This is a genomic window from Sphingobacterium sp. ML3W (genome assembly GCF_029542085.1).
Lineage (GTDB): Bacteria > Bacteroidota > Bacteroidia > Sphingobacteriales > Sphingobacteriaceae > Sphingobacterium.
In genome coordinates, this window is the sequence record NZ_CP107036.1 from 1018061 (window position 1) to 1029412 (window position 11352).

14 protein-coding genes are annotated in these 11352 nt (G+C 39.1%); 6 read left to right on the forward strand and 8 right to left on the reverse strand.

All coding sequences use genetic code 11. The features are described from left to right. Positions 1–31: 31 nt before the first annotated feature. Genes OGI71_RS04290 through OGI71_RS04300 form a run of 3 tightly spaced genes read left to right on the forward strand, consistent with a single transcriptional unit; the run spans position 32 to position 2652 of the window. Entirely contained in the window at positions 32–1018 is a 987-nt protein-coding gene (locus OGI71_RS04290; protein WP_282254080.1) for a glycosyltransferase family protein, read from the forward strand. Positions 1019–1025: 7 nt separating this feature from the next. Continuing rightward, entirely contained in the window at positions 1026–1760 is a 735-nt protein-coding gene (locus OGI71_RS04295) for an FKBP-type peptidyl-prolyl cis-trans isomerase (protein ID WP_282254081.1), read from the forward strand. After that, complete coding sequence (locus OGI71_RS04300; protein WP_282254082.1) at positions 1747–2652, forward strand: aldo/keto reductase; 906 nt, start codon at positions 1747–1749, stop codon at positions 2650–2652. Before OGI71_RS04295 ends, OGI71_RS04300 begins: the two co-directional genes overlap by 14 nt. A gap of 4 nt (positions 2653–2656) precedes the next feature. On the opposite strand, the gene kdsB is transcribed toward OGI71_RS04300, so the two are convergent. From kdsB to mazG, 4 genes are all read right to left on the reverse strand, one after another. Continuing rightward, on the reverse strand, positions 2657–3400 hold the full coding sequence (gene kdsB, locus OGI71_RS04305; RefSeq protein ID WP_282254083.1) for a 3-deoxy-manno-octulosonate cytidylyltransferase: 744 nt from the start codon (positions 3398–3400) through the stop codon (positions 2657–2659). Positions 3401–3479: 79 nt separating this feature from the next. Further along, positions 3480–4097, reverse strand: a complete 618-nt coding sequence (locus OGI71_RS04310) for a deoxynucleoside kinase (RefSeq protein WP_120257315.1) — start codon at positions 4095–4097, stop codon at positions 3480–3482. A gap of 15 nt (positions 4098–4112) precedes the next feature. Then, positions 4113–5111, reverse strand: a complete 999-nt coding sequence (gene trpS, locus OGI71_RS04315) for a tryptophan--tRNA ligase (protein WP_282254084.1) — start codon at positions 5109–5111, stop codon at positions 4113–4115. A gap of 77 nt (positions 5112–5188) precedes the next feature. Next, positions 5189–6001 carry a nucleoside triphosphate pyrophosphohydrolase gene (mazG, locus tag OGI71_RS04320; RefSeq protein WP_282254085.1) on the reverse strand — a complete coding sequence of 271 codons (813 nt, stop codon included), beginning with the start codon at positions 5999–6001 and terminating at the stop codon, positions 5189–5191. A 137-nt stretch (positions 6002–6138) separates the two neighbouring features. On the opposite strand from mazG, the gene OGI71_RS04325 reads away from it, so the two are divergent. From OGI71_RS04325 to OGI71_RS04335, 3 genes are all read left to right on the forward strand, one after another. Next, on the forward strand, positions 6139–6438 hold the full coding sequence (locus tag OGI71_RS04325) for a hypothetical protein (RefSeq protein ID WP_282254087.1): 300 nt from the start codon (positions 6139–6141) through the stop codon (positions 6436–6438). 44 nt (positions 6439–6482) lie between these two features. Continuing rightward, on the forward strand, positions 6483–7007 hold the full coding sequence (locus OGI71_RS04330) for a hypothetical protein (protein WP_282254088.1): 525 nt from the start codon (positions 6483–6485) through the stop codon (positions 7005–7007). A gap of 123 nt (positions 7008–7130) precedes the next feature. Beyond that, positions 7131–7820: a hypothetical protein gene (locus OGI71_RS04335; RefSeq protein WP_282254089.1), complete on the forward strand. Its 690-nt coding sequence runs from the start codon at positions 7131–7133 to the stop codon at positions 7818–7820. Between the two features lie 159 nt (positions 7821–7979). Here OGI71_RS04335 and OGI71_RS04340 read toward each other — a convergent pair whose 3' ends face one another. The 4 genes from OGI71_RS04340 to OGI71_RS04355 form a co-directional block, all read right to left on the reverse strand. Then, a complete protein-coding gene (locus OGI71_RS04340) occupies positions 7980–9539 on the reverse strand; it encodes a sulfatase (RefSeq protein WP_282254090.1) in 1560 nt (519 codons plus the stop codon). Between the two features lie 174 nt (positions 9540–9713). Beyond that, positions 9714–10295, reverse strand: a complete 582-nt coding sequence (locus OGI71_RS04345; RefSeq protein ID WP_282254091.1) for a YdeI/OmpD-associated family protein — start codon at positions 10293–10295, stop codon at positions 9714–9716. Positions 10296–10323: 28 nt separating this feature from the next. Continuing rightward, positions 10324–10788: an SRPBCC domain-containing protein gene (locus tag OGI71_RS04350; RefSeq protein ID WP_282254092.1), complete on the reverse strand. Its 465-nt coding sequence runs from the start codon at positions 10786–10788 to the stop codon at positions 10324–10326. Position 10789: 1 nt separating this feature from the next. Continuing rightward, positions 10790–11110, reverse strand: a complete 321-nt coding sequence (locus OGI71_RS04355) for a metalloregulator ArsR/SmtB family transcription factor (protein WP_120257324.1) — start codon at positions 11108–11110, stop codon at positions 10790–10792. Between the last annotated feature and the right edge of the window lie 242 nt (positions 11111–11352).

The window sequence follows — 11352 nt, forward strand, 5'->3', positions numbered from 1 at the left end:
TCATTAATTTGCCGACACAAATACAGTCGTTATGAAGATATTGTACGCCGTACAAGGGACTGGCAATGGGCACCTGAGTCGTGCCATGGACATTGTTCCCTGTTTGAAAGCTTTGGGAGAAGTGGATGTTTTGGTCAGTGGAATTCAGGCAGATCTCTCCTTACCTTTTGAAGTAAAGTATCGTTTTCATGGTTTAAGCTTTATTTTCGGAAAATCGGGAGGCGTAGACTTATGGAAAACTTTTATGAGTTCAACCATTCGTAAATTTACCAACGAGATCAAAAGTCTGCCAATCGAAGGTTATGATTTGGTTATCAATGATTTTGAGCCTATTTCAGCATGGGCCTGTCACTCCAAGGATCTAGAATGCATTGGATTAAGTCATCAGATAGGGGCTCTGGATCCTGCAAGTCCTAAACCGGAAGAAAGTGATATGTTGGGGAAGTTTATTATGAAAAATTATGCTCCTGCGACACATTCATATGGCTTCCATTTTAAAAGATACACCAAGAATATTTTTCCTCCGGTTATCCGTAATGCCGTCCGTGATTTGACTGTTACTGACCAAGGACATTACACCGTTTATTTGCCCGCCTATGATGATGCGCATCTGTTGAAACACTTAATGAAGTTTCCGGACGTGAAATGGGATGTATTCAGCAAGCACAATTCCCGACCCTTTGAGATGAAGAATGTGACGATCAAACCAATCAATAATCAAGCTTTTATTGAAAGTATGGCTTCTTCCTCCGGAGTTTTATGCGGCGCGGGTTTTGAAACCCCCGCAGAAGCGTTATATTTGAAAAAGAAACTATTGGTCGTCCCGATGAAAAATCAATATGAGCAGCATCTAAATGCAGCATCATTGGAAGAAATGGGCGTACCAGTGATTTCGAGTTTAAAACAGAAAAATATGCTGGCCATTGAGGCTTGGCTCAACAGTAAATCAAGGGTTGAAGTTGATTACCCTAATATAACGCAAGAAATTATCAATGAAATTGTGCAAAAGCACCGCTAAGTAAAACATGAAATACATCACATTAGCCCTATTGTCTCTGACAACCGTAACAGGATTTGCTCAGCAGAAAAAAAAGACCAGTACGGTCAAGAAAAAAACAGTGACAACAAAAACAAGTTCAACCAATCTTTTGGTGACCAAAGCGGATTCTGTATCCTATGCATTTGGTATGGATATTGGAAAATCATTGAAATCAACCGAAGTAGAATATTTAAAAGCTGATGTTATCGCAAAAGCGATTGCTGCTACCTTGAAAAATGAGAAAACCTTATTGGAAGATGGACAAACAAGAGAAGTCATCCAAAAAGCCATTATGGATATACGCGCTGAGAAAGAGGCTATAAGTCGCGCGCAAGAAGATAAATTCTTCGCTGAAAATGCGAAAATAACGGGAATGAAAACGACGGCTGAGGGAATTCAGTATCTTGTTTTGACTCAGACAGAAGGAGCGAAGCCTACTGTGAATGATGAAGTTACTGTGCATTATAAAGGAACCTTATTAAACGGTAAACAATTTGATAGTTCGTATGATCGAAATGAACCATTAAAACTATCGTTGGGACAAGTGATCAAAGGTTGGCAGATCGGTATTCCATTAATGTCGAAGGGGGCTAAATATAAGTTTTTTATACCAAGCAGACTTGCCTATGGTGGGCAGGCGAAAGGCAATGATATTCCAGCGCATAGCACTTTGGTGTTTGAAGTAGAATTGCTCGATTTTAATACGAATGAAACAACGTAAACTAGGCGAAAGTGGTCTAATGGTTTCGGAAATTGGTTTGGGTTGTATGTCATTGAAAAGCAATCAACCCAAACAATCCAAAGATATTATCCAGAAGGCTTTCGATAAGGGAATCACATTTTTTGATACTGCTGATCTCTATGACAAAGGTCAAAATGAGACCGTTGTTGGTGAGAGCGTACAGGCTTTTCGCAAGCAAATTGTTTTGGCGAGTAAAGTCGGTAATCTCTGGCGTGCTGACGGTTCGGGCTGGGACTGGAAAGCATCTAAAGATTATATCATTAGAACTATTGAAGGATCGTTATCACGATTGAAAACAGATTATATTGATCTTTATCAATTGCACGGTGGTACAATTGATGATCCGATCGACGAAATCATTGAAGCTTTTGAATTGCTGAAGAAACAGGGAAAGATCCGTGCTTACGGGCTGTCGTCTATTCGCCCAAATGTCATTAAGGAATTTCTATCAAAATCTTCTATTTCGTCGGTGATGATACAATACAGTCTTTTGGATAGGAGACCAGAAGAGGAGATCGATGGGTTATTGGCTAGCAATGGTGCCAATATGTTGGCGCGAGGAGCTTTGGCAAAAGGACTCTTGGTGAATAAGCCTGTGGAACCATATCTTCAATATAGTTCTGGAGAGGTCGCACATATACTTCGGAATCTGGATAACATGGCAAAAAAATCAGGAGAAGGTAGGGCGACTGAAGCGCTATCCTATGTGCTATCCAATCCCGCAGTAGCAACAGCTGTAGTAGGTGTGAGCACTAAATTGCAGTTGGATGAATTGCTATCGACAACACAACGGATTAAGCAATTGGATAAATTAGACAAGAAGAAATTACTGGACGGTGTTCGGTCTTTATATTACACCGAACACCGGTAAGTGTCTATTTATTAAAAAATAGTTTTAAAATTTTATTGAGATCTTCTTTCGTATCGACTGCTACAGTTTCATGCGTGGTAACTGCAGTTTGGATTGCGTAGCCATTTTCTATCCAACGCAACTGTTCGAGCGCTTCAGCTTCCTCAAGTATAGATACGGGCAATTGTGTCAAAGCTCTTAAAGTATCTACTTGATAGGCATAAATACCAATATGTTTGTAGAATGTTTGTTTCTTAAGCCATTGTTCCTGATCAACTCCTCTTAAAAAAGGAATCGTTTGCCTGCTGAAATAAATGGCTTCCCCAAATGTGTTTCGGACAACTTTTGGAATATTCTGATTGAATAATTCCTCTGGAGTCCCGATTTCTTTTACTAAGGTTGCAATTTTTGTTTGCGGATTTTCAAAACAAGTTGCCAAAAGATCTATTTGATCAGGATTGATAAAAGGTTCATCGCCCTGTATGTTGATCACGACATCATATTCCCGATCATTGGCAATGACTTCGGCACAACGGTCTGTACCGGACTGATGTGTATCGGATGTCATGGCCACATTACCCCCAAAAGAGAGCACTTCCGCCGCTATACGTTGGTCATCGGTAGCGACAATTACTTCGGTCAATTTTTTTGATTTCTTTACCTGCTCGTATACGCGTCGGATCATGGTTTGGCCTTCAATATCAACCAAAGGTTTGCCCGGAAATCTGCTTGAAGCATATCGAGCAGGAATAATGCCTAAAAATTTCATGATACTTTGTGAATTTCTATTTAATAAAAAGCCTGTAAAATCATAAATTTACAGGCTTTTATCTATCTGTTGTCTATTATTATTCAAATAATCCGAATAATTCGGCTTCTATCTTTTGTATGATTCCACCAAGATCCTCTGGATTAGTCGTAAAATCAAGATTATCTTTATCTAAGATCATTACTTTACCTTCTTTATAATTGTTGATCCATTTATCATATTTATCATTCAATTTGGACAAATAGTCTAATCGGATGGCGGATTCATAATCACGTCCTCTTTTTTGGATATTGTTAACCAAAGTGGGAACAGAAGCTTTTAAGTAGATCAATAGATCAGGAGGTTTAATGTAGTGGATAATGCTTTGGAATATGTTGCTATAGTTTTCAAAGTCACGAGCACTCATTAAGCCCATATCATATAAGTTTTCGGCAAAGATATAGGCATCTTCATAGATTGTACGATCCTGAATCATATTAATGTCCGTCTCCTGAAGCTTTACAATATGCCTAAAACGGCTATTTAAGAAGAAGATCTGAAGGTTGAAAGCCCAACGTTTCATGTCTGAATAGAAATCTTCTAGATAGGGATTATTGTCCACGGCCTCAAATTGAGGTTCAAATTTGAAATGACTCGCTAATAATTCTGTTAGCGTCGTTTTTCCAGCACCTATATTTCCTACGATAGCAATATGCATATTCTCTTTCCTTGTTTAATAAAATCTCTTGATACCAATAATCTCACGAACTTCTTTCAGTGTCTTGCGTGCAGATTCACTGGCTTTCTCGGCTCCCAATTTTGCAACTTTAGCAATATAATCATCATCGTTCGATATATCTTCAATACGAAGACGTACATCATTTGTAGCCAATACCATATCTTCTGCCAACTGCTTTTTGAAATCTCCATAACGGATCTCACATTTATTGTAAAGTTCGTCAAAGTGCTGTAATGTATCGGATGTCGAAACCACTTTCATTAGATCGAATAGGTTTTGGATCGCTTCGGGTTTCGGTTGGTTCATTTCAGTTGGACCTGAATCAGAAACGGCACGCATTACTTTTTTACGAATGGCATCAGCAGAATCCGAAAGATAGATGCAATCAGCCTCACCATTGGATTTACCCATTTTACCTTGACCTGCCAATCCAGGTATTTTAACCAATTTGTCCGAGTAGGAGAAAGCAAAAGCTTCTTTAAAATAATCTACATTATATAGACGATTAAAGCGATTGCCAAATGTACGTGTCATTTCCAGATGTTGTTCTTGGTCTTTTCCAACAGGAACTTTAGTTCCGTGGTGGATCAGAATGTCACAAGCCATTAAGACAGGGTAGGTTAGCAAGCCAGCATTGACATTGTCGGGGTTGCTGCGTACTTTATCTTTAAATGCTGTTGCTCGCTCAAGTTCGCCTAAGTAGGCGTTCATATTCATGTATAGGTAAAGCTCTGCAACTTCAGGGACGTCAGACTGTACGTAAATAGTTGATTTTTCGGGGTCTATACCCGCAGCTAAATATTCAACGATAACTTGACGTACAGTTCCCTGAAGACCATGTGGTGTAGGGTGTGTCGTCAAAGAATGCAGATCCGCAATAAAAAAAAAGCAATTATATTCATTTTGCATTTTCACAAAATTGCTCAATGCGCCATAGTAATTTCCTAAATGTAATTTTCCGGTACTTCTGATACCACTAACAACTGTTTCCATATTCCTGCGAATTTACGGATAAATTTGACAAAGTAGAATTAAATTCCGTGAGTCGTATGCCTTTTAATGGATTGTCGTTATTTTTTTAGTTTTTTTGCTTCATTCCAATAAACATCCATTTCTTCGAGGCTCATATCCTGTAATTGTTGCTTGTTTTCCGCAGCTTTTTGCTCCAAATAGGTAAACCTGTTGATGAATTTCTTATTGGTACGTTCCAGGGCATTTTCTGGATTGATACCAATATGCCTTGCATAATTTATGAGCGAGAATAATAGGTCCCCAAATTCAGCCTCTGCTTTTTCACGGTCAATGGCTTCGGAGGTTTCAATATTGAATTCAGTTTTAAATTCAGCAAGCTCTTCCTCAACTTTTTCCCATACTTGTCTTTTGTCTTCCCAGTCAAAACCAACACCTCTTACTTTATCTTGAATACGGTAGGCTTTGACCAGAGCCGGTAGTCCTTTTGGAACACCTGCAAGGACGGATTTATTGCCCTCTTGAAGCTTGATAGCTTCCCAGTTGGATTTCACTTGATCTTCAGTATGCGCATTTGCGCCAGCATAGATATGGGGATGGCGGGTAATTAGCTTGTCACAGATTGCATTTAGTACATCAACAATATTAAAATGTCCTTCTTCTTCCGCAATACGGGCGTAGAATAGGAGATGCATCAGAACATCACCAAGTTCCTTTTTTATTTCTGGATAATCCTGTTCTAGGATAGCATCTGTCAACTCATATAGCTCTTCTATCGTCAGGTGACGCAAAGATTCCATGGTTTGTTTCTTGTCCCAAGGGCATTCAAGCCTTAAGGTATACAAGACATCGAGTAAACGTTGGAATGCTAGTTGAGGGGTGTGCTGATAAGCCGGAGCTGCTAGATTTGCCATATGATTTTGAGTTTTCGTCTTACAAAAATAGAAATATGATTTTGAATAAACTATTTGAAATTGAGGAAAACAAAAGGGGCCAAATGGTCGTTTTATAATAAAAAGGATTATTTAGATCAACTTAAGAAGAATCAGTTATGGAAAGAATGCACGGGTACTCGTCAGCTAGTGTGGCATTGGAAAAGTTAAGCGGCTTGGGATATAAAATAGATTACAACATCGAATTTGATGATTTATTGGCCCATGCAGACCAGTTTAGGATTGATTACCTATTTCGTTATGAAGGGGCGTCAGATCCAGATGATGAGTCTACTGTATATGGAATAAGCCGCAATTCAGGAGAAAAAGGTGTTTTTGTGGCAGGTAATTTATCGTTGATTGAAGGAAAGAAGCGAGATATTCTACTTCAGCTTGAACTAAAAGAAAGAGAACATTAGCAATAAGACTATCCTAAAATAGTAGCTATTAATATAATTAAGTTATGGAAGGAAATAGTTTTACTGAATCGGAAAGACTCAAAGAACTTAGGATATGGGCTTTGCGTCGCGATGGCAAGCCTTTGGATGGAGGCTATACCGATCTAAATGGGGATCGTCTGTTGCAGGTATACCGCAATGAGGCGCTCAACTTAATGAAAGGGGGATTTTATAATAAAGGTACAGGGCTTTTTGAGTCTTATGTCGAACGGCATTATCCACAGGAACTGGAAAAGCTTATTGGTAAACTGGAAAGGAGTTACGATAGCCTCGAACGATTTAGTCCGGGGCTGGTCGAAGAAGGGTTTTATAATCTCGTTTTGGGAGATCTTCCACTACATATGAAAGGAACAATAGTGGTGTTGCTCCGTGCGAAGGAGTCAGAGTTTCCTTCTATTTACAACAACGATCAAGACGCGGACATGCGTAGTTCCCCAAATTGGTTGTTACAACAGCCATACAATGATATTTGGGTAGATATGCATCAGACTGCTTTGAATAATATACATTATCCGGATCGGATACTGTAGTTTGGCAAAATTTTTGTTATTCGTATTAACATGTGCGACAAGAGGATACTGGAAATCATTATCCTCTTTTTTGACGCTAAATTTATTGTTGAATTATTAACCATTTTCTAAATTATAATTAATATGATTTTATACATCGGTATTTTTGCTGTGATCGTAGTTGTCTGTGTTTTTATCTCTCTCATGATGATGAAAAAGCAAAAAGAGACAGCTCGGAAGTATGAAGGAGATGCTGGGATTGCTTTAGCTCCAGGTGTCAAAGATGAGCTGTTGCTTCAGGAGTTTCGAGAATTAACCAAACAAATGAACGGAGCTCCAATCGATGCATTTACACAATGTGCCTACATTGCAACAGTCGGTGATAAGGTGGCTTCAGCGGCAGCGACGGCAGCTAAAACTGTAGCTTGGGCCGCAGTAGGGGTAAAAGCGAGGTATAGCGAACGTGACAATGCCTCCTATCTTGTGCTTAGCAACAATGAACTGCATTACGTCTTTTTTGATGATGGTGAAGCCAAAGATCATTTGGTTTTTGACCATGAAACGCTATTGAACGCACGTCCTGCTCAAATCAGCAATTCAGAAAAGGTTACCCGTATGGGATCCATTATGGGATTAAAACCTAAAAAAATGCATCTTGATGTCAATGGAAATAGCCTGGATATTATCTATTATGGCGCTGTGCAACGGATGCCTGATGGAATTATATCTCCCGGTTCTGGTATGTTTGAAACACAGTCGAAACTTCAGCTGATGGGACGTTTTTTCCTGGATAGGTTGTATCAAAAATACCCACAGCTTCAGCATCAAAACTAGTTTGACTACCTATGAGGATACTTGTTTATGGTATCTATAATATTAAAAAGTGCGGCGCCATCTATCTTTATGGCACCGCACTTTTTTATTGACTACTCCCATAGTCGATTATTAAGTAATCAATAGAAAAACAACGAACAGTGTTAGTTCATGATCTTGTTATTTTTTTACTAAATTTTCATTGATTAATTGCTGCTGGAAAGAAGGACGGTTTACATCGCTGTCTCCAGCTTGGGTTTTAAGTTTAATGAGTTTCTTTTTTAATCGACTAATGTCTTTTACGTATCGCTTGTCATTGATCGCATTATGTGTTTCCATAGGATCTTTTTGTAGGTCATAAAATTCCCAAGCTGGCGCTGTAGTTTTTTTATCACTGCCTGTCATTTCCAATGGTTGTCCATAAAAATAGATGAGTTTGTAGCGTTCGTCACGCACACCAAGATGAGCCGGGCGTATAGGAGCATGTTGCCAATATCGGTAATACATAGATTTACGCCAATTGTTTGGTTTGTGGCCCGCTAGGTTTTTGCGAAAACTCTCTCCCTGTATATACGCAGGTTTTTTTATGCCGGCATAGTCTGCAAATAGCGCTGCAAAGTCAATATTAAGGATCATATCATCAATTATACTACCTGCCCTAATTTCCCTTGGGTAGCGGATCACAAAGGGCATGCGTAGCGATTCTTCATACATCAGACGTTTGTCCATAAAATTATGTTCCCCCAGAAAATACCCTTGGTCGGACGCAAGGATGATCACCGTGTTTTCGTCAATTTTGGCTGTTTTCAGATAACGCATAATTTTTCCAAGATTATCATCTACACCTGCGACACAACGCAAATAATCCTTCATGAGTTTTTGATAGATTTTTTTGCGGGCGTCGAGTGCACTCATGCCTTTGGTAGAGAAGGGAAGATCGGGGTAGGAAGTCCAGAAGGGGCCTGTGGACGCTTGTTCGTAACGGTTGCCGAGCTCTTCGAGCGGCTGGCCTTCAAAGGTCCGTCCGGTTGTCGTTGCGCCGGAATCCAGAAAAGTTGCAGGATAGGGGAATTCAATACCCTGATACAAGTCCTTGAATCTGTCTGCGAAGTCAAAAGGTTCATGGGTTGCTTTGTAATGACACATCAAAAAGAATGGTTTGTCAGGATTGCGCTGGGACAACCAGTCAAGGCTCAGCTGTGTTGTAATATCATCTACATAACCTTTGTATGGCGTGCCAGCCTCTTCATTGTCATTCCAATTATCTTTGGAAAGGTATGTTGGATTATGATAAACTCCATGTCCTGGCAATACCTTAAAATCATCAAATCCTGAAGGTTTCTTTTTAAGATGCCATTTCCCGAAAACAGCCGTTTGATAGCCAGCATGCTGTAGGTCTTTGGCGATATTCGCTCTGTTTGGATCCAGTGCATCATCTAGGGTATAAACTTGGTTTTTATTACTGTATTGCCCTGTAAGAATGGCTGCTCGGCTAGGTGTGCAGATGGAATTTGTACAGAATGCGTTGTTGAGTATCGCACCCTGTTTGGCAAGACTATCAATGTTTGGATTCTTTACAATATCTTTTAAAATTCCACCATAAACACCCCAAGCTTGCGCAGTGAAGTCGTCAGTTAAAATAAAGATAATGTTTGGGCGAGTTTTGTTGTCGATTTTCTGCTGGGCTTGTGTTATAAATGGTAGTAAGCTACAGATAAACAAAAATAGTTTTTTATTCATGTATATTCTCCTTGTGTGTGCTATGTAATTCCGCGAAATGCACCGACAGTACAGATACTGGTTTAGGTTCCGTTCAGCGTTGCATAACAAAGCTACCAAATTCCAGCCATATTCATACTGCTATCGCCAAAAGTCCGCATCGATTCTGCATTGACTCCAGCTTTTCCCGTTCTTTTAGTCATCTATACCTTTTCCCTCCAAAATATGCTGATAATATTTTTCAATCCTTGCTTCACGAGTTTTTGCCTGTTTTGCCTGATTGAAATAAAATAGATATCCTTTTTGACGACCAGGAGTTAGGGATAGAAATGCATTTTGGAATTCCTTATCCTCATTTAAGGCTTTCGCGAATTCTTCGGGAACGGGGTAGTCTTCCGTTTTTCGCATGTTGACTTTTGCACCAGACTTTTCAATCGCCACAGCCTCCTGGATATAATTTACGATGGTCTCCCTTAGGTTTGCAATTTGTTCGATATGTGTAAATCTGAGTTGTCTGCCTGACTGGACGTTTTCAGTCTGTTGAATTAATAGCTGTTTTTTGTCTTTTAGTAGGGCGCCTTTGTGAAATAATAAGGCACAGTAATCTTTAAATCCGTGGATCAAGACAACATTTTTCCCTTCAAAGGTATAACAGGGGTGCATCCATTTGTAATCCTCTACGAGCGATTGGTTTTCTACGACAATTTCCCGTAATAAATTGAATTCTTCGTTCCATTTTTTTGAATTCTCGAAGAAATGTTGTGCTTTTAGGTTCATATTCTATTGTGGTTTATATAATCGAAGATTAGGTAAATTTGATTGCGATTTCCTGAAGCCTGTTATGTGCGATATTGATGCCTTGAGCAAAGGGCATCTGAAGAAGCTGATCGCGGAATCCGACAGATTGAAATACAATGTGCATGAGAAGTTTGCTGCTATTGTCGGTTAGTTTTTCGAAGCTCAGATATTCCAATTGTACCGGAAAGGGGCTGTCTTCCATTTCGAATGTTCTTGTGATTTTCTCATTGGGAATAAATTCGTGTATTGTTCCGTTCGCTTTAAATACAACATGGTTGTCGTGGGAAGTTTCGAAGGCATAAGAACCATGCTTTTTATTTTCCCATTTTAAAACCTTGGTTCCCATCCATTGTTCAAAGATTTCAGGTTGTTCATATGCTTTGAATAACAGTGTTAGCGGTAAGTGAAATTCTCTGGTGATCAAAATCTCCTGTTTACCCTCTTCGGCATGGATTTTTGTTTTCTTTTCCATCTTATTTGTCTTTATAATTTTTCATAATTTCTTCCAATTTGTTAAATCGCACATCCCACATGTCGCGGAAAGGTTCAATAAAATCAGCTATTTCTTTCAATTTTGATGGATTGAGCTGATAGTAAATTTCACGGCCATTTTGCTCGGATTTCAGTAGCTCACATTCGCTTAGAATCTGCAGGTGCTTAGAGACTGTTGGTCTTGCGGTATTAAAGTTTGCAGCGATAGCTCCTGCAGTCATAGCTTGTGAAGCCAGAAGAAGAAGTATAGCTCTTCTGGTTGGATCGGCAATAGCTTGAAAAACATCTCGTCTTAAATTCATTATGAAGTTATTTGGCTACAAATATATATGTTGCCGTTTAACTACACAAGTGTTTTTTATATATTTTTTTTGAATCTCGTTTTAAACTTAGCGAAAGCGGGTGACTAAATATGTATAGACTATATCACCTTAGGAGGTGTAAAAGGAGGGGGCTTTTTTCTTACATATGGACATTTGCTTATATGTATGTACAATATGTTTATTTATAGGTGTCCAAAAGTGCTAATAATAATTATTGTTGG